General features: G+C 43.0%; 24 protein-coding genes. 11 read left to right on the top strand and 13 right to left on the bottom strand.

The window, feature by feature from the left end:
• Positions 1–41 precede the first annotated feature (41 nt).
• From V7K40_RS25230 to V7K40_RS25220, 3 genes are all read right to left on the bottom strand, one after another.
• Positions 42–1379 carry a serine hydrolase gene (locus tag V7K40_RS25230; RefSeq protein WP_334964578.1) on the bottom strand — a complete coding sequence of 446 codons (1338 nt, stop codon included), beginning with the start codon at positions 1377–1379 and terminating at the stop codon, positions 42–44.
• A gap of 145 nt (positions 1380–1524) precedes the next feature.
• Complete coding sequence (locus V7K40_RS25225) at positions 1525–1701, bottom strand: hypothetical protein (protein ID WP_334964576.1); 177 nt, start codon at positions 1699–1701, stop codon at positions 1525–1527.
• 63 nt (positions 1702–1764) lie between these two features.
• Positions 1765–1959: a hypothetical protein gene (locus V7K40_RS25220; protein WP_334964574.1), complete on the bottom strand. Its 195-nt coding sequence runs from the start codon at positions 1957–1959 to the stop codon at positions 1765–1767.
• Between the two features lie 376 nt (positions 1960–2335).
• Here V7K40_RS25220 and V7K40_RS25215 point away from each other — a divergent pair, with 376 nt between their 5' ends.
• Positions 2336–2794: a hypothetical protein gene (locus V7K40_RS25215; protein WP_334964572.1), complete on the top strand. Its 459-nt coding sequence runs from the start codon at positions 2336–2338 to the stop codon at positions 2792–2794.
• Between the two features lie 386 nt (positions 2795–3180).
• Here V7K40_RS25215 and crtH read toward each other — a convergent pair whose 3' ends face one another.
• Positions 3181–4674, bottom strand: a complete 1494-nt coding sequence (gene crtH, locus V7K40_RS25210; protein WP_334964570.1) for a carotenoid isomerase — start codon at positions 4672–4674, stop codon at positions 3181–3183.
• 277 nt (positions 4675–4951) lie between these two features.
• Here crtH and upp point away from each other — a divergent pair, with 277 nt between their 5' ends.
• From upp to V7K40_RS25195, 3 genes are all read left to right on the top strand, one after another.
• Entirely contained in the window at positions 4952–5602 is a 651-nt protein-coding gene (gene upp, locus V7K40_RS25205; RefSeq protein ID WP_334964568.1) for a uracil phosphoribosyltransferase, read from the top strand.
• A 75-nt stretch (positions 5603–5677) separates the two neighbouring features.
• Positions 5678–6031, top strand: a complete 354-nt coding sequence (locus V7K40_RS25200) for a hypothetical protein (RefSeq protein ID WP_334964630.1) — start codon at positions 5678–5680, stop codon at positions 6029–6031.
• Positions 6032–6158: 127 nt separating this feature from the next.
• Positions 6159–6422, top strand: coding sequence for a YggT family protein (locus tag V7K40_RS25195; protein WP_334964566.1), 264 nt, complete (start codon positions 6159–6161; stop codon positions 6420–6422).
• 82 nt (positions 6423–6504) lie between these two features.
• Here the strand turns inward: V7K40_RS25195 and V7K40_RS25190 are convergent, their stop codons facing one another.
• Entirely contained in the window at positions 6505–6936 is a 432-nt protein-coding gene (locus V7K40_RS25190; RefSeq protein ID WP_334964564.1) for a biotin carboxylase, read from the bottom strand.
• Between the two features lie 136 nt (positions 6937–7072).
• On the opposite strand from V7K40_RS25190, the gene V7K40_RS25185 reads away from it, so the two are divergent.
• The gene (locus V7K40_RS25185; protein WP_334964562.1) at positions 7073–7681 is read left to right on the top strand and encodes a hypothetical protein; all 609 of its coding nucleotides are present in this window, start codon (positions 7073–7075) and stop codon (positions 7679–7681) included.
• Between the two features lie 203 nt (positions 7682–7884).
• On the top strand, positions 7885–8190 hold the full coding sequence (locus V7K40_RS25180; RefSeq protein ID WP_334964560.1) for a hypothetical protein: 306 nt from the start codon (positions 7885–7887) through the stop codon (positions 8188–8190).
• Between the two features lie 84 nt (positions 8191–8274).
• On the opposite strand, the gene V7K40_RS25175 is transcribed toward V7K40_RS25180, so the two are convergent.
• Positions 8275–9477: an alpha/beta hydrolase gene (locus V7K40_RS25175; protein ID WP_334964558.1), complete on the bottom strand. Its 1203-nt coding sequence runs from the start codon at positions 9475–9477 to the stop codon at positions 8275–8277.
• A 231-nt stretch (positions 9478–9708) separates the two neighbouring features.
• Complete coding sequence (locus tag V7K40_RS25170; RefSeq protein ID WP_334964556.1) at positions 9709–10596, bottom strand: shikimate dehydrogenase; 888 nt, start codon at positions 10594–10596, stop codon at positions 9709–9711.
• Between the two features lie 83 nt (positions 10597–10679).
• Between V7K40_RS25170 and V7K40_RS25165 the strand changes: the two genes are divergently transcribed.
• The 3 genes from V7K40_RS25165 (at position 10680) to V7K40_RS25155 (ending at position 14408) form a co-directional block, all read left to right on the top strand.
• A complete protein-coding gene (locus V7K40_RS25165; protein WP_334964555.1) occupies positions 10680–11612 on the top strand; it encodes an alpha/beta fold hydrolase in 933 nt (310 codons plus the stop codon).
• A gap of 319 nt (positions 11613–11931) precedes the next feature.
• The gene (locus tag V7K40_RS25160) at positions 11932–12672 is read left to right on the top strand and encodes an RNA methyltransferase (RefSeq protein ID WP_334964553.1); all 741 of its coding nucleotides are present in this window, start codon (positions 11932–11934) and stop codon (positions 12670–12672) included.
• A gap of 173 nt (positions 12673–12845) precedes the next feature.
• Positions 12846–14408, top strand: coding sequence for a serine hydrolase (locus V7K40_RS25155; protein ID WP_334964551.1), 1563 nt, complete (start codon positions 12846–12848; stop codon positions 14406–14408).
• A gap of 251 nt (positions 14409–14659) precedes the next feature.
• On the opposite strand, the gene V7K40_RS25150 is transcribed toward V7K40_RS25155, so the two are convergent.
• Entirely contained in the window at positions 14660–16573 is a 1914-nt protein-coding gene (locus tag V7K40_RS25150; protein WP_334964549.1) for a transketolase C-terminal domain-containing protein, read from the bottom strand.
• A 311-nt stretch (positions 16574–16884) separates the two neighbouring features.
• Here V7K40_RS25150 and V7K40_RS25145 point away from each other — a divergent pair, with 311 nt between their 5' ends.
• Positions 16885–17718, top strand: coding sequence for a DeoR/GlpR family DNA-binding transcription regulator (locus V7K40_RS25145; RefSeq protein WP_334964547.1), 834 nt, complete (start codon positions 16885–16887; stop codon positions 17716–17718).
• A 223-nt stretch (positions 17719–17941) separates the two neighbouring features.
• Here the strand turns inward: V7K40_RS25145 and dprA are convergent, their stop codons facing one another.
• On the bottom strand, positions 17942–19057 hold the full coding sequence (dprA, locus tag V7K40_RS25140; protein ID WP_334964545.1) for a DNA-processing protein DprA: 1116 nt from the start codon (positions 19055–19057) through the stop codon (positions 17942–17944).
• Between the two features lie 217 nt (positions 19058–19274).
• On the opposite strand from dprA, the gene V7K40_RS25135 reads away from it, so the two are divergent.
• A complete protein-coding gene (locus V7K40_RS25135; protein ID WP_334964543.1) occupies positions 19275–20459 on the top strand; it encodes an alpha/beta hydrolase in 1185 nt (394 codons plus the stop codon).
• A 128-nt stretch (positions 20460–20587) separates the two neighbouring features.
• Here the strand turns inward: V7K40_RS25135 and V7K40_RS25130 are convergent, their stop codons facing one another.
• The 4 genes from V7K40_RS25130 to V7K40_RS25115 form a co-directional block, all read right to left on the bottom strand.
• The gene (locus tag V7K40_RS25130; protein WP_334964542.1) at positions 20588–21277 is read right to left on the bottom strand and encodes a YdcF family protein; all 690 of its coding nucleotides are present in this window, start codon (positions 21275–21277) and stop codon (positions 20588–20590) included.
• Positions 21277–21933 carry a DUF2301 domain-containing membrane protein gene (locus tag V7K40_RS25125; RefSeq protein WP_334964540.1) on the bottom strand — a complete coding sequence of 219 codons (657 nt, stop codon included), beginning with the start codon at positions 21931–21933 and terminating at the stop codon, positions 21277–21279. The genes V7K40_RS25130 and V7K40_RS25125 overlap by 1 nt, the downstream gene beginning before the upstream one ends.
• Before the next feature lie 649 nt (positions 21934–22582).
• A complete protein-coding gene (locus V7K40_RS25120; protein WP_334964628.1) occupies positions 22583–23491 on the bottom strand; it encodes a MoxR family ATPase in 909 nt (302 codons plus the stop codon).
• Positions 23492–23678: 187 nt separating this feature from the next.
• Complete coding sequence (locus tag V7K40_RS25115) at positions 23679–24779, bottom strand: bifunctional riboflavin kinase/FAD synthetase (protein WP_334964538.1); 1101 nt, start codon at positions 24777–24779, stop codon at positions 23679–23681.
• Positions 24780–25355: the final 576 nt, after the last annotated feature.

Here is a 25355-nt window from a genome sequence, read left to right as displayed (position 1 = left end):
ACGCACAGTTGTGCGTCCCTACCAATATCTATTTTGAACTGTTATCTCGTAGCACTATTAGGCGAATTAACCGCAGCAACTGGATTCAGTTGATTCAGGTAATCGTAAACAAGCTGGGAAACCTGACGGATAAAGTCTCTCCCCCTAGTGTCCTTATAGGGACGTGTGACGAAGATTGCGGCCAAGTAACGCTTACCATTTGGCATAGTCACAAATCCTGCATCGCCGATGAGAAATCCGATATCTCCAGTTTTGTTAGCGATGACAGCACCTTTCCCCAAACCTGCGGGAAGCAGTGTGTGAATTGTGGTGTGACGCAGAATATCCAAGGCTTGCTCCCGACTCTGTAAAGAAACTAGCTTGTTATTCACAACTAAAGCCAGCACCCGCGCCATATCTTGAGAACTTGTGGTGTTTGTTCCTCTCAAGTCAGCCAAAAGATGCCGAATTACTGTGTCTTTCAGTCCCCAGTTATGGAAGCGCTGATTCAGTTTCGCCGCTCCACCTAAGCGATCAATAATCATGTTGGTGGCGGTATTGTCACTGATGGTTATCATCTTAGTGATGGTTTCCAAAGCTGTGTACTTTTTGCCAACTCGCTCATACTGCATAGTTCCAGAACCATTAGTTACTAAGTCACGCCGCATGGTGAGCATTTCATTTAGGCTGACTTTACCAGCATCTAAATCTTGGAAAAAGGCGATGAGAATTGGCAATTTAATCGTACTAGCAGCGGGGAAAACGCGATCGCCTCCAATATCCAAATAATCCCCAGTATCCAAATCCAGGAAAAACATTCCTGTTTTGAGAAAACTATAGCGATTCATCAAGGCTTTAATTTGAGGTTCTAGCACTTTCATCGGTAAATGCATGGGAACCACGCCAGCAAACAGAGTGCTGCTATCATTTACTGTTGGAAAAATACTCGGAGTTATTTCTAGAGATTTCGGCTGGGTTGCAGTCAATGGTTCTGGTTTGGGTAACTGTACAGACCAATGATTTGCAGATTCCTCTTGCAGTTTCACCTGTGCTAGGTCGAAGGTATAACCGGGTGCTAAAGTAACTACCATGCGGGTAGTCTCTGCGTTCAACTGCCCGATGCTAATGTCTTTAATTACTAACCCCACTCTTTGATTAGTCTGTGGATATCCTAGTGTAACTCCAGGTAAATCAATTACCAGACGGCTAGGATTGGTAAGTAATTCTACTTTGGGTTGAACATTCTCATCTGTGGTGAAATCCAGATGATTGCGATTGCTATCAAAATGCCAATTAGCGATCGCAGTAGCTTTGACAGTGGAGCCAAACAGGAACAAGCTTAAGAAGCTGGGTAGAAGCCAGCTAAATTTTAGAATATTTTCTTTGTGTGTGAGGAGCATCGGTAATCGCTTTGTGTGTGAGGAAGATTCTTGAAAAACAAAAACCGCTCACCATTAAAGCACAATTATGAAAAGTTTTGTAAATATGGAAACACTGGTTTACTGGTCTCTAAAGCGATCTTTATTTATGTTTTTCCTCTACCCCTTACAAGGCTAAAAAATGAATGGATTCGCCCGTTACAGCAACACGGTTGTAATTCTCTGAAAATCCTGCTTCGTTATTCAGATCGATTTTTCTGGCTGTTTTACCTTTGACTTGAGTGATTTTGGTCTGTGCCTCAAACGATGGACTCATTTCCAGAAAGCGATAATTGATCGGCATATTGTGGTTGTCATACAGCATCTGGACGATGCAAAAGCGATCGTTGATTGACTCGAACAGCGATCAATATTTTTCTTCCGACTCGCGTAAATCCATTTCAGCGCGGGCGTGTTCGAGTCGCGGGAAAATTCGATTGGTCAGTTCCTGAAACAATTCGATTTCGTCAGAGTGCCAATCGCAGCCAGAGAGCGAAGCAGCCCACTCTCCGTTGCGGTGAAAAGGCATGGTATCGATTTTGAGCGTGGCGTAAACTTCCACATCTATGTGCGAATCCGTTTGCGTATCGCGGCTGATGACTGTTTCTCCGGCGCGAGCTGCAATGCCACAATTGCGTCACTGAAGGCTTCTATTGCAAAATCCAGAGTAGATATTCGACAGGAATACCATATAAAAAATGAGTTTTATCCTGACACAACATTGACATCTTAATGACATATCTAAAAAATATACAATCAACTATACTTTTAAAAAATCACCATAATTTCTGTTTAATAATTGCGCTGCTTACAAATTTAATATTAATTAATCAAGTATTAACCAAGCAAGTGCTATTGCAGAATTTTTTGTCGCATAAGATATCTCAAAGCAGTTCTGATATAATTTAGGTAACTAAAAAAATTAATCTGAGGTGAAAGTGAAAGTTCTTAACAGATATAAAATTAGTCTAGCTTTGGTATTGTTAGCTACACCCCTATGCGTTTTTCCTCTGAGAATACTTGCACAAACTCCAAATCCCAAACAGCCAGCAGTTATTATTAATAGTGGCTCTACAAATACCTGTAAATATAGAATTTACGTATTTCCATCCGGAAAAGCAATTTACACTGTTTGTGACAGAAAAGGTGCAGGTGAAATAAAAGTGAACACAGCTACGAAATTTTTCAATGATATTTCAGTAGCTAAACCCTTGTCAAAATTACCATATAAAGCATGTGCGAAATCTGCTTCGTTCGGTACCTCAACTCAAGTCAGGTATCAATGGGAAAATTCTCCAGATATTAGCTGTCCAAGTAATGATTTAAGAGTGACAAATCTGTATAATGACGCTCAAAGCATTCAACAGCAATTGAACTTTTCAACTTCCAAAAATTAACTGTCTAGGTTTGACTTGCAATCTCAATTAAAATACCATCTAAATCTCTGACATATCCAAAGGAGTAATATTCAAACCCCGTCTATTTTGAAACCTGGAGTTTTTAAGGAGAGTATATTATTCGCTCATGGCTTGAGTTTTGAGCTTTACTCTAATTCCCAAAAACTACGGTTTTCAAGATGGACGCGGTTTATATCAAATCAAGTTTTTTTTAATCATTTAGTCAATTGTATGTGCTTCTGAATTTGCTGTGACTGCTTCATTTACGAGTTAAAGATTTAGCAATTTGTGCTAGTCTGATTCCTTCAAAGGATACCGCCTGATCATCATGTAGTGGTTACTATAGCAGTCCTAGCTGTTGGTGTAATCACCTTGATTAATGCACGTTAAAATCCTAAATCTACGGCAATGCGGTGGGCGCAAGCAAACCCAGAAAAAGCGACTGCATTCAATCCTTGACCCGGAAAGGTACTATCCCCTACACAATAAAGTCCTGGAATAGCTGTGCGATTAAAGGGCATGTTCAATAACCCCCACAACTTGCGCCGGGGAATTGGCCCATATGTGCCATCCTCACGACCCAAAAAGCGGCGATGGGTGCGGGGTGTGCCTACCTCCAGATAATCCAATCCAGTATCTAAGCCAGGAAAAATCTTCTCTAGACGGTCAATAATTCGCCAAGCCGCCTCTTCTTTCTTCGCTTCGTACTCGCTTACAGAAAGTTCTTGCCAATCATCAATCCAGTGAGGCGTGAAGGCATGAATGATATGATATCCACTTGGTGCTAAATCTGGGTCAAGTAATGTGGGAATCGAAACAAAAACTGTGCCTTCTGCTGCTGTCATCTTTTCCCAATCTTCTAGCAAAATATGGTGGCACTCTGTCCCCGTAGGCAAAACTGACTCTTTTACCCCGATGTGCAAACTCAAAAAGCTTGGAGATTTTTGATAATTTTGTTGCCACTTTTTCTCATTATCTGGCATTTCTTCTGCTGGTAGTAATTGTTCAAATGTATCCCAGCGTGTAGCATTAGAAACTATGCGTTTACCCCGATATAGTTTACCATTAGCCAGTTGCACACCTACCGCTTTTCCCTGTTCTGTAAGAATTTTCGTCACTCTAGCTTGGTACTGAATCTTACCTCCAGCCTTCTCTAGACCTTCCACCAGTTTTTGGGCAATTTGTCCCACTCCGCCTTTAGGATAGTTTACTCCGCCATAATGCCTGTCAGAAAAGACCATCCCAGCATTAATCATTGGTGTCATGTCAGCGGTCACAACTGACCAGCAATAACATTCCATATCGATAAATTTCAATAATTGGGGATCTTTGATGTAGCGTCTGGCAAAATCTCCAGCATTTTGAGGCAGATACTTAACTAAACCGAGACACGCCAAAGGATGTTGGAAAAATACCCGCACTAGATACCGAGGTTCTTCCAGTGACAGCAAATCCATGCTGTTGAGGCACTTGAATACTTTTTGGCATTCGTCATAAAAGCGACGAATTCCCTCTTCTTCGTGGCGAAAATGAGCAATAAGATTTTGCAAAAATTTTTCATAAACCCGGTCAACCTTCAGGTTTAAACCTTGGGGTAGATGATAGTGAATTTGCACCGGATCTGCGATCGCTTCTTGGCTGACATTTACAGCTGATAATGCACGGGTGAGTAAGTTAGTAGTACCGTTCTGTCCCAATCCAAAAATCATCGATGCACCAACATCGAATCGATAGCCTTGGCGTTCAAAATAACCGGCGCTCCCACCTGGAATCAAATAACGTTCCAGTACCAGCACTTTCGCTCCCTTCGCCGCTAACTGGGTCGCTGTTACTAATCCGCCAATACCAGACCCAATCACGATCGCATCAATATCTTGCATTTTTGTCTTTTGTCACTAGTCCTTTGTTTATTTTCCAATACCCAATGACAAAAAAGAGGGACGAGTCTGCTGCTGCTGACTAATCCCGTCTGCCGATCCTTAAAAGAGAGGAGAACACTGTAGAACAATATAGCCTTGATTGACAATATATGTCAACTATTAATGAAAAATTTTATCAATAAAATTGAGAGTGTTAATTTTAAGTGTCAGCCGGATACAGGAAAGAGTATTATGGTGTTTCAGTTCTCATACAATAAAAAAGCGCCAAATTCTGACTATGACGCTACAATTGCGTGTTTATGTTCCACCCCATCCCCTGATCAAACACTGGCTAGCAGTTGCCCGTGATGCAGGCACGCCTTCAGTATTATTTCGCAGTGCGATGACTGAGTTGGGTAGATGGCTAACTTATGAAGCTGTGCGAGACTGGTTGCCGACCCAAGAAACAGCGGTGCAGAGTCCCTTGGATACTTGTCCAGCAACTGTGATTGATCCACAAGTGCCTATAGCGGTAGTGCCAATTCTGCGGGCTGGACTAGGATTACTTGAGGGAGCGCAGACTTTACTACCTTTGGCATCTATTTACCATCTTGGCTTGGCACGAGATGAAGAGACACTGCAACCTCATTGTTATCTGAACAAGTTACCAGAAAAATTTCACCCCGAAACACTAGTGTTAATTACCGATCCAATGTTGGCAACAGGAGGGTCGATAATGGCTGCAATGGCAGAATTGACACAACGAGGTGCTGATCCAGCCCTGATACGGATTGTTTGTGTAGTGGCGGCTCCACCAGCTTTGCAAAAACTGAGTGCAGCTTATCCAGGTTTAATAGTTTACACAGCGACTATTGACGAAACAGTTAACAGTAAGGGATATATTGTACCAGGATTGGGAGATGCAGGCGATCGCATCTTTGGGACTTAAGCTAGTATGCAGCTAGGGCAGGAAAATAGCATAACTACTGTAAAAGTTGCAAGCTTTGTTGAAGGCGGTAAAGATATGAGTCAGCGAGATGGTTTTGGCAGTGGTTTTGTAGCAGGCGCGTTTGTCGGTGGTGTATTTGGCGGTGTCATCGGGGCACTGATTGCTTCTCGACGCGATCCCCAATTGATCGCACAGGAGGACACAGAACTGACAGATAGCCAAGCCGAAGCTAGGAAAATAGCAGCTAGGCGGCGTCAGATGAAAGCTTCCGAAAATGAAAATATCGGCATAGAAACGGCCCGGCGATCGCTAGAAGATAAAATTGCCCAGCTAAATGCCACAATTGATGAAGTGCGAAAGCAACTAGGTAATGTGAATGGTGGTTCACCGGAAGCAACCAATGACCGCTCCCTCACTAAGGAGTCCTGAAATTCGTTCAGGCGTGGTGAAAATGTCTTCTGTGGTAAATGTGGAATCGGCAAACACCATGACATGGACTAAATTAAAATTAAAAGATAAGACCACGTTTGACACTTAGTAGGAAACCAACAAATCCATGTACCTTCTGATTACCACTCTGGCTACTTTCATCCAGATTTATACTGTTTTGCTAATTATTCGGGTTTTATTGACCTGGTTCCCGACAATTAACTGGTATAACCAGCCATTTTCTGCTTTGAGCCAGATAACTGACCCTTATCTGGATTTGTTCCGCCGCATTATTCCCCCATTAGGTGGTATGGATTTTTCTGCAATGTTAGCGATTATACTGCTTCAACTTGTAGGTGGTTTGATAGGTGGTCTGCAAGCCTACGCATAAAGCAGAATTTGCAGTTTGCTCAAGGTTCAATTAAAAGATTTTCAGTCTGGGCTAACTAGCTCAGACTGAGTTAAATTATCTTTTAACGCCGGACTTGACCGCTAAATCCGGCTGCTTTAAACTGTTTCAACTTCAAAGGTAACGGCTGATTTGCAGGCACAGAAATTCTCAATTCAAAATCGCTAATACCTGGTGGAACTTCAGGAATAGAACCTAAGCGAGTACGATTTTGCATCACCGAGTCATTGTTGGCATCATAGATGCGTCCAAAAATATCTGCGTCGTAGGCTGTTTTATTAGTACCATTTTCTGCTTTACCAATGACAATAAAGCAATTGGCAGCCGCGCTACCACTACTGTTCACAGCCCCTTGTGCTAGTTCTGGTGGACAATCCTTATAAGAAACATCAAATAATTTAATCTGTGTCAACGCTACAGCAGGGGGAGTGATCACCCACGATAGAAAGGTGATGAGACAGGAAATAAAAACGACCGTGAGTGACCGCAACCGCATACAAGACCCCGTGACTTAATCCAACAATATGTAACTTATAGCCTCAGCTTACCTGATTTTAAGTACAACAGGATTGAAGACTTTAATTTAACCTTTGTAATAATTAAGGACATAAACCCTTAATTGCTATTAACTTATGACTCCAGATGAGATTGAAGCAGCTATGCTCGCAGCCTTTAATGATTGTGATGCAGCAAGCTGTCCTCTCACTGACACGCAGAAACAGATATTACTGCAAGTGGTCGAGCAAATTCAGGGAAATACCTCTGGGGCGTCAGGTATTGCTAATCCCTTAGACGAACTTAATCCAGAGGAGTTGGAAGTATTTTTACAGTTTGTTAAAAATGAAGAACAACTTAACCGCACTTGGAAAGTGCAATTACTCAACGACTGGTTACTGGAAAATGACTCTGGAACAGTACAATTTATCCGGCAACGCTATGGTTTACAGTGGCTGAATCGTGTTGAGTCATATCATTTTGATAAGTATTCTTATCTTGAGGATGCACTAAAGTTAAGAGTAGGCGATCGCATTGAAGTTTCCAATGCACTATGGGAATGGGTGCAAGAGGATGGCCCTTGTAAGCGCGAATGGTTTCCCTGTATGGTGATTCAAGTCGAGGAAATTAGCAACGGCGATGATTCCTCTACTAATTGCGTCGTTCGCTTCTTCAACGGCGCTGAGTATGAAATTCAAGGCATCTACGAATGGAATCGCTACAATTGGCGCTGGCCTCAGAAGTAGTGCTGTACATGGATAGCGGGGCGTTTAGCCTGTGCTGAGTTTTTAAGATTCGTGAATGAGTCTTTAATACTCATTTAGGACTTACGCGCGGGTAACGGAAAACGAACCACAGAGGGCGCAGAGGTCACGGAGGAATGAGAGTTTGAGAGGGTTTTTGCGTAAGTCCTATCATTAATCAGGCTCAGAACTCCATTCATCCACCTTTGAACTCCGTTGATGAGTCTTTGATACTCGTTCATCCACCTTTGAACTCCGTTGATGAGTCTTTGATACTCGTTCATCCACCTTTGAACTCCATTGATGAGTCTTTGATACTCGTTCATCCACCTTTGAACTCCATTGATGAGTCTTTGATACTCGTTCATCCACCTTTGAACTCCGTTGATGAGTCTTTGATACTCGTTCATCCACCTTTGAACTCCGTTGATGAGTCTTTGATACTCGTGAATGAGTTTTTATGCTCTGACTGCTGCTATAGCGGTTCTCGTTTACGTGAGGTACACCCGTAGGGGCACGGCAGTGCCGTGCCCCTACACCTGGCGATATAATGTTGTACCGTATCTGAATGGGAACCGCTATATATGTTAATGAAATTATTGCTTGAACAGCGCCCAAGCCAAAAACCTTTCGGTATAATACAACGCTAATTGATTGCTCACACCGTTGAAAACGGCATCAAAAGCGTGTTCTGCCCAAGGAATTTCTAAAAAAACCACAGTATTACCAGAGTCGTGTAAACGTTGATACATCTGTCTACCAAATCGCGCTTCTACCAAATGGTCATGACTGCCGTAAATTAATAAAGTTGGTGGTAAAGGGTGCGTTAGATAATTTATCGGTGAAGCAATTTGATACTGATTAGGCAATTCTTCTAAAGAACCACCGAGAAATGCTTTTAAAACAGCACGGATGTTGATAGGATCAGGAACTGGCGGTGTTTTGTATCCTTCAGTTAAGTTAACAGGCCCGTAATAGTTCACCACACCACGAATGGGTAGTGCATCTGGTTGATAAGCTGCTAGCATTGCTAGGTGCGCTCCCGCAGAACGTCCTAAAAGTACCATACGTTCTGAATCGGCTTCATATTCAGCCGCATGTTTGCGAATAAAATTTAGGGCTGTACCCACGTCATCTAACTGAGTTGGAAACTGATATTTAGGTGCGTGTCGATAGTCAATTGCAAATACTGTATATCCATGATGAGCAATATATTGATTAAACTCAGAATTGGCATGAGGATTGCCATATTGCCAAGCTCCACCATAAATTACTACGACTGCTGGATATTTCCCTACCTCTGGGGGCTGGTAAACTTCTATTTTTAAAGGCACTCCCGCAGGAGTAGCAAAAAGAATATCTTTTTGATGACGCGTTTTACCTAATGCAATACCCCGAAAAAAATTAACTAAATCAAAGGGATTATTTTGCATCTTAGCCCTTACTTGGACTGGAATTTGCTCTAGATAATTTGCTCCCAATCCTTGTTTCATTGCTTTAGCCATCTGCATTTGAGTTGGTGGGATATTCACTAGCACCCATCCACAAATTAGCAATCCTATCAAACTGAAAATGCAAGCTAAACGTTGTAGTTTACGGTGACGGATGTAGAACAAAGAAAGTAATAAAGAGAGCAAATTTAATAATAATAACCAAGGACTGACTTCTGGCGCTCCCACTGCTAGGGTGAGTAAAAACATATTTGGAGCCGGAAGAAAAATCCAAGAACTAAGAAATAGACTTGCAAAACTGAGTAATAATGCAAGCCATGACAAAAGTATTTTTGGTTTAGCAAACATAAATTAAAGTGCTGTAATAACGACTTTAAAGAAGTACAATCTATCCGCCAATGCTCCGGTTGGCAATAGTTAAATCATGTCAAGTCATATTACTTTAATAAGTATTCTTACTTTAAGGATGCACTAAAGCTGAGATTAGGCGATCGCATTCAAGTTTTCAATACACTGTGGGAATACTTTGCCTTGAAAGCCAGAAATACTAAAGAATTGGTGCATTATTTTTGGAATACCTTATTTCCCTAAACCCAGATGCTTTTGCAATGCTTGGCGCATCACTTCTACAGGCACAGTTTCCTGCTGCAACCAAATTTTTAAGGCTGCTACCCCTTGTTGGACTAGCATTTCTAATCCATCGATCGCAATTGCACCTTGTTTTTGAGCTTGCTTTAGAAATTGCGTCGGTTTAGGGATATATATTAAATCGTAAGCGATCGCACCCGTTGGTAATTTCGTTATTTCCTCTACACTCAAAGGCGACTCATCAACCTGGGGATACATACCTATGGGAGTTGTGTTTACCAGCAGATTAGCTTGGGGAATTAGCTTTGAAAGTTCCTCCCATTGATCAACTTGTAAATTCTCACTTATGGGTGAATTGCTCCAACTCTTGGCAAATTCTTCTAATCTCTGCATATTACGCCCAACAACATGAATTTTGGCAAAACCTAGCTGGTGACAACCTGCTACAACTGCCCTGGCTGCGCCACCATTGCCTAAAATTACCGCTACCTTCTGACTCCAATCCTGTTTATACGTTGTCTGCAAAGGAGCGATAAATCCTTCTATATCTGTATTTGTGCCCACCCATTTGTTATTTTGGCGACTAACAGTATTCACTGCGCCGATAGTTTGAGCCAAGGGTGTAATTTCTGAGAGGAAAGGCATGATTGCCTGTTTATGAGGTATTGTCACATTAAAGCCGACAACCCCAACAGCGGCGAAACCTGCGATCGCTACCTCTAAATTCTCTGGTGCTATAGGAAAGGGGAGATAAACGTAATCTAATCCTAAATGAGCGATCGCTGCATTATGCATCACTGGCGATAGCGAATGTTCCACCGGATGTCCAATTACACCCAGCAGTTGAGTTTTACCTGTAATTAATCTTTCTTTAGTCATTAGTTATTTCTGCCTTATCTCCCCCGACTCTCTTCTTCCACTAGCCTACAATTATTAGAAGCTACTTAACATTTCTTATGATTATGCAGGCAACTACAGCCCCCTCTACAACCCCAATTCCTGGTAAATATTGGCAGTGGCGCGGGCACAACGTTTACTATGTGCGTGCGGGAGAAAAACAATCGCAACGTCCGCCTTTGCTTTTGGTACATGGATTTGGTGCTTCCACAGACCACTGGCGCAAGAATATCACCGGATTGTGTCAAAATTTTGAAGTATTTGCGATCGACCTTTTGGGATTCGGGCGATCGGCAAAACCAAAATTGCAGTACAGCGGCGACTTGTGGCGCGATCAACTCCATGATTTTATCAGGGAAGTAATTGGTCAAAAAGCAGTATTAGCGGGTAATTCTCTTGGTGGCTATGCTAGCTTGTGTGTTGCAGCACAACGTCTTGACAGTGCGGCTGGTTTAGTGTTACTCAATAGTGCCGGTCCTTTTAGCGAAAGCCAACCTACATCTGAGCCTGAACCTTTACAATCAGAAATTCAGCCACCTAAACAACCTGCTACTTTGCAGAAACTTCTCGGTGACAGTGCTAAGTGGATTTTTCAACAACCTTTAGCCCAATCTTTGTTATTTCAATACGTGCGACAACGTTGGGTAATTCGACAAACTCTAGAAAAAGTTTATCTTGACAAGAGTGCGATTACAGACCAATTGGTAGAAGAAATTTCTCGCCCTGCTTACGATTCGGGTGCAATGGAAGTATTTGTGTCAGTCTTTAGCACTCCTCAAGGAGAAAAAGTTGATGTGCTACTAAAGCAATTAACTTGTCCTCTGTTGATGTTGTGGGGAGAAGCTGACCCTTGGATGAATGCTAGAGAACGTTCCCAAAAGTTTCGTCAATATTATCCTAAACTCACAGAACATTTCTTAACAGCCGGTCATTGCCCCCATGATGAGGTACCCGATAGAGTAAACCAACTTTTAGGCGATTGGGTTTTGTCTATCTAAATTGCTAAAAAATCTCTTTCAACTCGCATCCACAAATATTAAGTATAGGATGCGAGTTGCACAGAGATAGCAACGCCGCAAATGAAGTGCGATTTGTTCAGTCGAAACTGAGCAATCGGAGGATAACTGGCTTCTACAGGGTAATCCATGAGGATTGAGTTCGCACTTTAATCCCTTGTAGATGAGAACTTTATAACCTTAGTCGATTTCATGTATCAGATACACAGCTAAAATAATTTAAAGGAAACTCTTCAGCAGAAAATCCAATGCTGAGAATTAGCCTGTAAGTATTATCTGGTGCGATCGCAGGAGGCAAAAAATGGGCTTGGCTGGATTAAGAATTGTGTTGGTAGAGCCAGCTGGGCCGATAAATGTCGGGGCGATCGCTAGAGTTATGAAAAATTTCGGAATACATCATTTAGTATTAGTAAATCCCCAATGCGATCCGCTATCAGTGGAAGCTTTGAAGATGGCTGTTCATGCTAAGGAAATTTTAGAATCTGCGGTATTAGTGGCGACATTACCAGAAGCATTGCACGGATGTGTACGGGCGATCGCTACTACTGGTCGCGTTCGGAGTTGGGAAACACCCTTAGAAAAACCCCGCACTGCATTACCCTGGTTACTGGAGGAACCAGAAAAACCCGCAGCCCTGATTTTTGGCAGGGAAGACCGGGGATTAAGCAATGAAGAATTAAATTATGCACAAAGGTTTGTTGGCATTCCTACAAGTCCAAATTATGTAGCCCTGAATTTAGCTACCGCCGTAGCAATCTGCTGTTATGAATTGTCACAATGCGTAGAACAACCAGATACTCAGACCTTACCCCAAACAGAACTTGCACCCTTAGATATAGTGGAAGCATATTACCAGCAATTAGAATCATTATTACTGAAAATTGGTTATGTGTATCCACATACGGCAGCTAGTCGCATGGAAAAATTTCGCCAACTATATAATCGCGCTCACCTGAAAACAGGGGAAGTAGCCATGCTGCGAGGGATTTTGCAGCAGGTAGCATGGGCGCTTAAAAACCAGAGGGATGGTGAAAACTTGTAATTATTCGTTTAATATGTACGCAATCATCCTCCCAAAATAATTAAGATAGCTTATATAAACACAAAAATGCTACTTAGTGGCAAAGTTGAATTTGAGTATTAATATTGCTTAAAGATTAAGTTTTGGGTCAGGAGTCTGCAATAAAAAAGCCAAGTGGGTCACAAGGAGTAACGGTGTCAGAGTCAAGTGACGAATTAACAGCTTTCTCGCGGCGTCAACCCTTAAATGGCCGCCAGCGTCCACAAAAGGTTCAAAAAGTGGTACAGAAGAAAGTGAAAGTTAAGAGCCAGAAGCAGCAAGGTGCTACTGGCAAAGAAGCGGCGCAAACACGCCCAAAAGATCAGAGCAATCCTCCCCCAATCCCTACTGCTACACGCAGGGTAAAATCGGGGTTAGTCATGCCAGCAGCAGTAAAACCAATACCTAGTGTGAAGGGGAATACTCCCTTTCGACCAGGTGCTGTGATGGTCAAAACAGTGCAGATGGAAAAGCCAAAAAGAGGCCGGCGATCATCACGGAAGACGCGATTAAAGCCAATGGCCAAAACCATGTTGTATGTTGTGCGGTTGTTAATTGTAGGTGTGGGGATGGGTGCAATTGTTGGCACAGTGTTATCAGTATTAGACCCGGCCAATCGCATCGGCACAAATTCGGCGACGCAATCTAATAGTAATGTGGCGCGATCGCAGCCACAACCTACCCAAACTCCCCCAGCCGCAGGTTCGAGCCTATACCTATCCCAAGAAATTATCCCTTTGAAAAATGCCGTGCAAAATTTGGCGGCGACCAACCCAAATCTTACACCCGGAGTTTTCTTGGTAGATTTGGATACTGGTAATTATGTAGATGTCAATGGCTCCACAAGTTTTCCAGCAGCTAGCACAATTAAAGTGCCGATTTTAATTGCCTTTTTCCAGGATGTGGACGCTGGAAAAATTCGCCTGGATGAAATGCTGACCATGCAACAGGATATGATAGCTGGCGGTTCTGGAAATCTGCAATACAAACCAGCCGGAACCCAGTACGCCGCTTTGGAAGTCGCCACTAAAATGATTACAATCAGCGACAACACAGCGACAAATATGCTGATTGCCCGACTGGGAGGAATGGAAGCTTTAAACCAGCGTTTCCGGAACTGGGGATTGACAAACACAATAATTCGTAATCAACTCCCAGATTTAGAAGGGACAAACACCACTAGTCCGAAGGAATTGGGGAATTTGATGGCGATTGTGAGTCAGGGAAATTTAGTGAGTATGCCATCACGCGATATCATGCTCGATATCTTGCGTCGCACTCAGAAGGACACTCTGCTACCATCGGGTTTAGGAACAGGCGCGAGAATATACCACAAAACTGGCGATATTGGCACAATGTTGGCAGATACAGGTTTAGTTGCTCTGCCAACTGGCAAGCGCTACATAGCCGCGGTCATGGTACAACGCCCTAATAACGACCCTCGTGCCGAAAAACTGATTAGCTCAATTTCTAGTGCTGCCTACCAAGAGTTTAGCCAAAATGCTGTTATACCCAACAGTACCACAAGCACCATACCCGCAAATGGTTATCAGCCCTCTGTTGTGAATCCAGCTTTACCCAACGGTACGACAGGCATTGTACCCATGAGTGTTTATCAGTCTCCTGTTGTGAGTCCTGTACCCAACAGCATGGGAGGTATGCCGGCAAATGATTATCAATCTCCAGTTATGAATCCGCAGTATTATCCCCCAAGATAATTTGGGATTTTGGAATTTTGCATTGTTCATCATATCCACTCCCCCTCATAAATGAGCGGCGAACTAGAGCTGATTGCCTGCCAACCTCACCCGATTGAGAGTAATGGTTTTAATCCTAACGCGACAAAGTAAGATGTTTCCAGTTTTTGAGCAATTACAACAAAGAATACTGCTGGTGTGAGGGTGTAGGGGAGGGAAACCTTACACCCTTATACTTAGTCTCAACAGACAACCTTTGTGCGTAAGTTCTGTTATTTAACTAGGTCTTTAACCTTGTTAATTATACTTACTGGATCGATGCCTTGATGTGGATACTGTTCCCATAAACCGCCGCAACCTTCTTTATGAGTGCCAAGGTGAGCGTATTTAGGAGTAAACCCGCGCTCTAACAGCCAGGAACCAAAACGGCTACCTAATCCGGTTCGACGATTGAATGCTTCTACCACAAGGACGAAAGGAGCTTTACCGATTTTTGCGATCGCTTCTTCATCAATAGCATTCAAGGTTGGTTTATTAATCAAACCTATATCCAGCCCTTCCTGTTTGAGACGTTCTACTGCATCGACGGCACGGTATAGAGCATCGCCAAAACTAATGATATAACCTTGCGTCCCTTCTCGAATCACCTCATCTTTACCAGGGGTAAATTTATAGTCACCAGCAAAGAAGTCGTTACCATTACTGTCAAGAATATTCGGCACTTTAGAACGAGTGGAGAAAATGAACCGCAGTCCCGGCTCAAAGAACACAGCCTCTACACAAGCTTTCATCTGATTAGTATCTGCGGGAAAGAACAGTTGTGTTGCTTGACCATCATCCAAGCCGTTGTCAGCAAACATGTTGTTTATACCGAAGTGGCAGGTGTTATCTGCCATGTCATCGATACCTGCGTGGGAAAAGTGGCAAAGAACATTCGAGTAGTTCAGCCGTGCCATCGTAATTTCTGAGATACACATTTCTAAGAAAGCGCTGAAAGTTGCAAAAATTCCTTGCTTTCCTTTGTCCATGCCAAACCCAGCAGCAGCAGAGAAGTTGCCCCGCTCCATAATTCCAGAGGAAATAAAAATTTCCGGGTATGTCTCGTGAATTTTCTTGAGTCCGCAAGAACCTTCTAAATCGCTATCAATGACCTTGACGCTTTGCTTGCGTTCTTCTTCACTCATCCGGCTTAAGACATCAACCACTGCTTCACCAAATACATTGCGGTTAGCGCCCCATTTATCGCCAGAACCAACAAAAGTATAGCTTTGTTTGGGTTTTTCAATGTTTTTCAGACATTCAACAGCAGCTGTATGTCCGCGTGATTCGAGATATTTAATCGCCAAGTCTACCGAGATGACATCGTGACCGTGAATTGAGCCTTCTAACCCTTCAATACCAGGACACATTGGGCGTTTGTTAATTAGAGCGATCGGGCCAGGAGTATTTACTGCTTCGCTCATGCGACGATATAAATCGTCTAAGTCTTCCCCGTCTCCTTCTAGTACCTTCAACCCGTGACCTTCTAGGGTTTTGGCGACTGTGAAACCAGGTAGATATTTGGATGGATGTCCGGCGATGGTGACATCGTTATCATCAATAATTAACTTGACATTGAGATGTTGAGCAACAGCCAAGCGGGCAGCTTCCGCATCGTTGCCTTCTTGCTGCGAGCCATCAGAACCAAGACAGAAAACGACCTTGCCGGGATTTGCTAAGACCACACCATTAACGTAAGGCCATATATGCCCTAATCGTCCAGTACTAAACTTCACACCAGGAGTTAGTTTTAGTTCGGGATGTCCTGGTAAGGCAAAGTGTGCCTCACGATAGTGTAGGAGTTGCTCGGCATCTAACTCACCTTGTAGGGTTGCCATCAAGTACTGGGTTGCGGCTCTATGTCCCGCTTCATCGAAGAAGATTGGCACAAATTCATCGGCTGCTCCCCGGAAAAATGCGTCGAGAATCATCACCTCTGGTACTGTGTCATAAGGACCACCAGTGTGACCGCCTACTCCTCTAGCAGCACCAGTAGCTGTAAACAGGACGATCGCATCGCGGCACAGTTGAATGTTTCCTCTGAGAATTTCTCTTTGTTCATCTGTGAGAGTTGCATTTGTGGGATTGAGAGCCAGAGGTTTATAAGCACCGAGATTAATGGGAAATTGCGTATTAGTAAGTGTCATGTTTTATGCCTTTAATTTGAAATGTTGATTGATAAATGATCACGGATGATTGATGACTATCAACAATCTTCGTCAGCGTTCGTGCAAATGAAATGTGTTTTTGCCTAAGTTGTTTCATCCTTTTTATTAGCGAGTGGTCTACGAGAAATCATGTAGCTTAGAGGCTTCCGTTACTACGAGAGATCGGCTAAAATTGTTGAACTCTCCTAATGCACGAATATGCTTGAATTTATTTGAACCCAAGGAAAAATATGCAACAATCCGCATAGCTATAAGTATAAACTCACAAACGTGCAATTTCAAGGGCAAATATGCAAATTCCAGAAAAATCTTCTATGCTAACGGCAGAGCGACGACAATTCATCTTAGAAATTCTGCGTCGTGATAAAAAAGTGCTGTCATCGGAACTTAGTGCTGTGCTAAAGGTTTCCGAGGATACGATTCGTCGGGATTTGCGGGAATTAGCCGAATCTGGTTTTTTGCAGCGCGTTCATGGAGGAGCGCTTTTGGCTTCTCCGGCGATCGCCAGTTATGCAGATCGGCAAAAACAAGCACCAAAAGAGAAAGAAGCGATCGCTCGTGCGGCTGCAAAATTGATTTGTACCGGGCAAGTAGTAATTTTAAATGGCGGTACGACAACTCTCCAAGTAGCCCATCATTTACCCTTGGATTTACAAGCGACAATCGTTACAAATAGTCCTCCAATTGCCATTGCGTTAGCAGAGCATCCTCACATTCAAGTTGTGATGTTGGGCGGACAACTCTACAAAAAAGCTTTGGTAAACGTCGGTGCAGCTACAATTGAGGCATTACGGATGATTCGTGCAGATTTGTGCATGTTGGGCGTATGTAGTCTGCATCCAGAAGTTGGTATTAGCGTGCCAAATTTAGAAGAAGCCTATGTTAAACGAGCAATGATTGCTGGAGCAGCGGAAGTAGTTGGATTAGCGACAGCAGAGAAGTTAGATACAGCTGCTCCTTATGTAGTCGAGTCGATTCATGCACTAACTTATCTGGTAACTGCACCAACAGTATCCAATAAGATGTTAACTGCTTATAAAGCTTTGGGTTTAACGATCGTTCAGGATGAATCCAGTGATAGTACTTACCCCTGTTGTGTCACTCTCCGGGAGGGGAATCTCTAGAAGCTTTATCAGTCAATCAATACAAGCTATGCTATTACAAAAACTTGGCTAATCCCATAAATCTCAGGGTTAAATCGTTAAAAATAAAATTAGGCGTTGCTGAATTATGGGATGATTTCGCCCAATTTGGAACGAATTGTCAATGGTTTCAACCCCCTATTCATCCCGCATTTATACAACGCCCAAAATTAAAAAGCTCAATTCTGCTGTTCTCCTTTAACTCTTAACTTTTTTGATACCGCATTCCTGGTAGCTGCGAAATTAAACCCATAAGTTCCAACTCTAATAAGGCACCGGAAACTGAGCCAGCAGCCATGCCGGTTTGTTGGACAATAAAATCGAAGGGTAAAGCACCACTAGCGAGTGCATCCATTACCGTTTGCAATTCTGGCGACAAAGTTGGTATTAACTGTTCTGGTGCTGTGGAAGCCTCGATCCCATCAATTTGTGGTATCGCTCCTAACATTGTTAACAGTTCATCTAGTTCTTTGAGAATGAAAGTTGCTCCCTGATTCAGTAACTTTAAACACCCTTGGGATGGATGATCATCCAGTCTCCCAGGCAGTGCATAGACATCTCTACCAAATTCATTTGCGTAGGTAGCTGTTATTAAAGCACCAGATTTTAACGGGGCTTCCATTACCAGGATGGCGCGGCTTAAACCTGCAATAATTCGGTTGCGGCGGGGAAAGTGCGTGCGATCGGGTGGGGTTTTCGTGGGGTACTCACTCACGACTAACCCAGCCGTCAAAATTTGCTTGTACAAATCCCGATTTTTATGTGGATAGATGACATCTACACCAGTTCCCAAAACTGCTATCGTGCGTCCACCTGCTTTCATGGCGGCGATGTGGCTTTCTGTGTCAATTCCCTCTGCCATACCAGAAACAACTGTAAAGCCATTTTTAGCCAAAGCTGTACTAATTTGGCGAGTCCAACGAATGCCGTATTCTGAGGGTTGGCGTGTTCCGACAATTCCAACCATCGGTTTTTGTGCAAGATTTTCTTGGAGTTCGACTTCACCGCGATAGTATAAAATCGGCGGTGGACTCGGAGTTTCCAGCAGTAAGCGGGGATAATCTGCATCTGCTGGTGTCCAGAAATGAGAATTTTCCTGCTGGTGCTTGGTGAATAGTTGTTCTGGGTGCAAACGCGATCGCTGTTGTACTACTTTTTCTAGTGTTTGAAAACCAAAACCCTCTACCTCTCCTAACTGTACCTTGGTAGCGTTCCAAGCTATTGCCAACGTGCCAAAATGCTGTTGCAACCGTCGCAGTAATACCGGGCCAATTCCAGAAATTTGCGTCCAAGCTAGCCAATATGCACCTTCCTCTACCACGGTTCTATCCTCACGCCTACTTGATTGAGTATTCCCAAATTAGGTTTAGCTGTTGATATAAAAAGGGAGTGGGGAAGATGGGGAAGTTTCTTAAAACATGGAAGTTGAACCTTTGAGGGTGAAAGTTCAGCCTTTGAGGGTGGAAGTTCAGCCTTTGACTATTAAATATTGACTCTTGGCTCTTGACTCTTGACTCTTGACCATTGACTATTAACTGTTGACTATTCCACTATCTTCTGTGATGAAATATTTCTATCGTCTTTTAATATGCCTATCTGGGTGCTTAATATTTTTACTGCTGCATAGTGGCTTTGGTTTGTTGCCGAGTTTGGCCGCCGAAAAGATTGTTGCCAGGTACGGATTGTTTGAGCAATCACTCCCGGTGGCAGATATACGCAAGTATGCCGAGACCCAAAAGGTTTCTGGCGATTTACAATCTTTCTTAGGTTACCTCAGCGCTAAGGATAAACAGAAGTTCCAAGATGCTCTTCAGGTGAAAATGTCTCTTGATATTGCGGCTTTAGATAAGCTGATAAATACAGGAATAGGCAAGCAAATTTTATCTTTTGCTTCCCAAGCAACTGTCTTTCCGACACGCTCCCCGATCGCCCGTCGTGATCAAGGCAGTATACAAGCCCTACGAGCTGCTATTATCTTAGGAGCAAAATCACCAGAAGGTTTAGGAATAACCAGCTTTCTAGAAGCCTATCCCAGTAATCAACTAGTCTTTGACGTGTCAAAAATTTCCAAGCTACTCAGCATGGCAAATTCATCTTCTGGTTCTGCTAATGCACCACCAAAGGACAATGTAAGTTCTTCACCGTTAGGGCAAATTGCACTGCAATATCAGATACTCGCCGCCCAAGGTAAACAGTTCTCAGGTTGCTTATTTGGTGATTCTATTTCGGCTGAACTTGGTAATACTCTTGGGAATGGTACTTTTAATTTTGGGTTAAATGGTCTGAGTACAATCTCATTACTGGAACAACTAAAAAGTTTAATTCCTACCAAGCTTAAATGCGAAAAGGCGATTATTGCCATAGGTGGAAATGATGCTTGGTATGGAATTAGTGATGAGTTATTTAGCAAAAATTTGCAAGAGGCGATCGCACTTATCCGCACAATGGAAACTAAAGAGATTTTTCTGATTCCGGCTTTTTATTCAACAGTTGCAGCAAGCTTAGATCCAACTGTAGCAGCCCCACTTTCTAGAGTTGAACAAATTAATGTTCTAATTAATCAAGTTTCTGAAACAGAAAAAGTACCAGTTGCAGCAGCAGGACTAGCACCATTGTATGAAAATAATGTTCTTAAAGAGAATTTGACGAGCGATGGTGACCATCTGAATGCAGAGGGTCTAAAAATTTATCGACAAGCATTATTACAAATCTTGCAAAAGTAATATGATGTCCGTCAAATTGCCCAGATAAAATTACACCACCCCACCAAAGTTACGTTTTATCCAACATAATTTAGTAATTCGTAATTCGTAAATAAAAATTACAAATTACGAATTACTAATTATCACTTTTAGGCTTTCCAATTCAAAAACCGCGCATAAATATAAGCGATCCCTTCATCAAGAATTGTCCGCACGCCTTGGCTATAACCCCACCATTCGTTTGGATCATAATCTTGTGTTTTGGCAGCAATCGCACCAACTTTAATATTAGGGTTAAGTAGTTTTTTGAACAACAACCAACTCCTACGGGTGTGAACATCTAAGGAAAAAATATTAATTGATTGTAGCTGTAAATTTGAATTAGATAGCCAGCGCTTAAATTCGAGAGCAGATGCATAACTACGATCCTTAATTACCACAGGTGTCGGAACAGCTACCACCTTGTCTGATTCTAAACCGAGTTTCTTGAAGGTGGCGGCTGACACTTCTGCAAAGTTCTTGTATTCACTAAGATAATTTCCTTTTTCTATTGTGCCTCCCGTGGTAATTACTAGACGATAAGAACCGGTTTTAAATTCAGTCAAAGCTTCTTCTATTGCGTAATCAGGCAGCCATCCTTCAACGACTAATACTTCTGCTGATTTCATAGGGGAAGTCACGGCGAGAAATGAGTGTACATGAGTAATAGTGAAAAATATTAAATAAGCAATCAAAGCGATCGCAATCGCCCACCCCTGAGCCGTAAGTGTCCACATTTCTTGGCGTTTTATTAGTTTGATTTTTTGAAATTTTTGACGCCGACGATTTTTTGTCTGCATTAAACTTTAGCTAAACGTTGTTCTTTCAAGTAAGTAAATACAGACTTATCTCCAATATCAGCAGGAATTGCTTGCACTGTCTTTCGCAGCGCAAACACCAAAAACAACGTCGCCCAAATTCCTAATAAAACATTTTCCCCCTGAGTTGGTAGAATTCCCACCAAATGTCCTAACAACAGTAGCGGTACTGTTAGGGTTAATACTTTGGTTTCCAGGCGATTGAAGCAAAAAGCCTCTTTAAAATAAATACCTGTCAAAGCAACGAAGATAAAACCAACTCCAAATAAGGTAACAGGCTGATTGTAAATAGTGAGAGCCAAAGGTTCACTACTAGAGATTGCCAGAATCACTGATGCTATACTACCGATCGCCCAAAAAACTTGCAACATTCGGTGCAGTGATGCCATGTAAATATGAATGGTAAATAAACTTACACCAAGAGCGAGACTAAAACAAGCATATAGAGGTGTAAGTGCGGTAAAAACAGTCGGGTTATTGTTGAGCAAAACTAAAGCACTGCCTATGGCAAAGCTCAGTGCTGCTACTAATAACCCAGCCCGATAGATAATTACACCAGTGCGATCGCTCTGAGTAATTGTAAATTCCCCAAACTGACCTTGATAAAGTTTTGGTACAGATAGTGTTTGCGTAGTCATATTCAAGAATATAGTTATGATTCTCTAGTAGAGTACACTAAGAAATTGCTCAAGAGTTACTCTTTTTATTATGGGTAATAAAACTAACTTAGTGTCACAATCCCTAAATTTTTAGGCAATTTTTGTCGGGTGGGCACTGCCTACCGTGCGCTCAAACCCTTATTTTTAGGTTATGTGCAGTGCCCAACGCCAGTTGCTCTAGTTAGGGAAACCCCAGATGCACTCTCTACGCTTTAGATTCACTACAAGAGACACATTTCTTAAGAGATGAAACCTTGGCGATCGTTGTCATCTAACCCGCACTGAATAAAACTCAGTTTCTGCCGAGAGCAGTGCTCCAAAGTCAGGTGCTAAATAATTAGGGGTATAAATCACCTATTTAATAGTGCGACGCCGAATAGCCCACACTTCTCTACGAGACGCTCTTGCTAGCAAGATCCCCGTAGGGGTACGGCATGGTTCGACTACTTCGCGCTCAGTACAAGTGCATTCACCAGCCGCTCAGTAACCACCGCAGGCATCGCAGCCAAATAGCTATTTTTATTGATAATATAGCTATATAACTGAGAATTAAAACCTGATCTAACTTTGGAGCATTGCTCCCGTTTCTACCTGTTTAAGAGACTTTTTCTCACGTCGAACTCAGGTCTTAAGGAATAGAAACCGATCGCAATAACCGCTCAACAACAGTTCTCGCGTTGCGTCCTCCTCTAGGGATGAGGCGATGGCAAAGAACGTGAGGGACGAGAAATTTCACATCGTCGGGAATGGCATAATCACGCCCTAATAGAAAAGCTAGCGCTTGGGCAGCCCGTTGTAATGCTAATGTGCCACGCGGACTGACACCAAGGGCTATTTCCTCATCTTGGCGTGTTGCCCGCACCAATTCAAGGATGTACTGTTGCAAGGAGGTTGCCACTTTTACTTGAGAGCAGAAGTAACGCAATTCCTGTACTTCTGCCAAGGTAATACAAGGCTGCAAATCAGTAACTTTTACACCATTTTGCAGATTTTGCAGCATCTGGAGTTCTTCTGCCTCAGAAGGATAGCCCAAACTCAGCGACAACATAAACCGATCCATTTGCGCTTCCGGCAGGGGAAAAGTACCTTGATACTCGATAGGGTTTTGAGTGGCAATAACAAAGAAGGGCTGGGGAACTGCACGAGAGACACCATCGACTGTTACCTGATGCTCTTCCATGACTTCCAGTAAAGCTGACTGAGTGCGGGGTGTAGCACGGTTGATTTCGTCAGTTAGGAGGATATTCGCAAAGACTGGCCCAGGAAGAAAAGTAAATTCACCGCTTTTTGGGTTCCAGATGTTGGTGCCAGTGATATCAGTTGGCAATAAATCAGGGGTACATTGTAGCCGTTGAAACTTGCCATCCAGAGAACGAGCTAGGGATTTAGCGAGCAGGGTTTTACCAACGCCAGGGACATCTTCTAAGAGGGCATGACCACCACCTAGCAGGGCGACTAGCACCAAGCGTATTGCCTCAGTTTTACCAACGATGGTAAGAGCCAGATTTTGTGTTAAAACGTCAATTTTTTCTCTCATGCAGTGCGGGGAGTGGGGAATAGGGAATGGGTAATGGGGACTGGGGACTGGGAATTGGATTATTTCCAATGCCCAATTTCCCTAAATACATTGTTCCCACTCCTAACTCCTAACTCCTGTACAGACGCGATTAATCGCGTCTGCTCCTAACTCCTGTACAGACGCGATTAATCGCGTCTCCTAACTTTTAACTTTGCGCCCCAGCACTCAAAACTTCTTTAGCAACAATGCAGTCAAGTTGAATTTGTGTTTTCAGAGCTTCTAAAGAAGAAAATTTTTGTTCAGGGCGCAAAAATTTAACTAGTTGCACAGCCAGTTTTTTACCATATAAATCACCAGACCAATCGAATAAATGTACTTCTGCAGATGAATAAGTACCGTTTACAGTTGGGCGGTTACCGAGATTCATTATGCCTAAGCTCTTACTAGGAGTAGCATCTGATGTTTCACTGAGAGTGAAAACGCGGACAGCGTAAACTCCTTGGTGGGGCAAGAACTTTTCTTTTGGTAGTTGGAGGTTGGCAGTGGGAAAGCCAATGGTTCTGCCTAATTGTTGACCTTGAACGACAACACCAATGAGAGTGTAGGGGCGTCCTAGTAGAAGATTTGCGTTTTCGATGTCGCCGTGCTCAAGGGTTTGGCGGATCAATGAAGTGCTAATGCGGGCATTCTGAGTCGGAGTAGTAGTGACGCAATTACTTTGGGTGGGCGAGTCACCTGTATAAGTTTGTAAGGGAACAATGGTAACGGGGATATTGTGCTTGGCGGCGATTAATTGCAAATCCTTGGCAGTACCACTACGCTTTTCGCCAAAACAAAAATCTTCCCCTATACTAATTTGCTGGCATCGCAGTTGTTGCACGAGAATTCTTTGTACGAATTCTTCGGGTGTCAAGGCAGATAATTCTTTGTCAAAGGGTAGTAGTACCAGTTGTTCTACCCCAAGCGATCGCAATTGTTGGACTTTTTCATCCAGTGGTGTTAACAAAGTCCGGAGTTGCCCCGTAAAAAACTCTTGTGGATGGGGGTCAAAGGTGACAACTGTTGAGTAAGTATATTCTTTATTTGTCAATTGCCCGTTGTCAGTTGTTAGTTGTTGATTTTCCTTTGACTGCGGACTAGTGGCTACTGACGAGTGACCACCAGCGTGCAAGACTGGTTGAATTACCCTTTGATGACCAAGATGAACACCATCAAACTTGCCAAGGGCAACAGCAGTAGGCATTAGCAGCCCTTCGCTCGAAGAAGCAACCCACATAGAACACCCATTTTTAGACAAATTTAGCACGTGGATTCTGAGATTTTAGGTTTATTTTAGCTATCAGCAGGAAGCTACCTTATGGTAAACCGCCTTGAGGAGGACAGCTTTTGTAGACGGTCTGAACTTCCACCAACTGCCCATGAGGTCTTATGCTATCAGCCAGGGTGTTAATGTCACTCCTTTTAACTATCAGCCAAAAGCCTAAGCCACGGCAAGTCACCCAAGATGGTTTCTTGTGCGATTAGCTTAACTACGAATTTTAGATTTTAGATTTTAGATTTTTTGGTTCATGCCCCGCCATGTTAGGGCAAAACAAATCCAAAATCCTCAATTTAAAATCTGACGCTCCTACGGACGCTCGTTCCGACGCTCGTTCCTCGCTAACGCTGCGCTATCGCTACCGCTTCGCTAACGCTAACGCTGCGCTATCAGAGCCAACCAGACTTCGTTTTGCTACGTTCGCAAAGCCTCTCGCAAAGAAGACATTGGTTTCTTTTAATCCCTTCTCCCAAGGGGAGACGCTGCGCGAACGGCTTGGTGCAGTCGCTCATGGGGAGCCACTGCGGTGGACGGGTTAAGAGGCATAAAGAAAGCAGTGCGCCC

The sequence above is a fragment of the Nostoc sp. genome (assembly GCF_036917195.1).
In the GTDB taxonomy this organism is placed as follows: domain Bacteria; phylum Cyanobacteriota; class Cyanobacteriia; order Cyanobacteriales; family Nostocaceae; genus Nostoc.
Note: the sequence above shows the minus strand (reverse complement) of the source record. Positions and strands in the feature narration are given on the sequence as shown.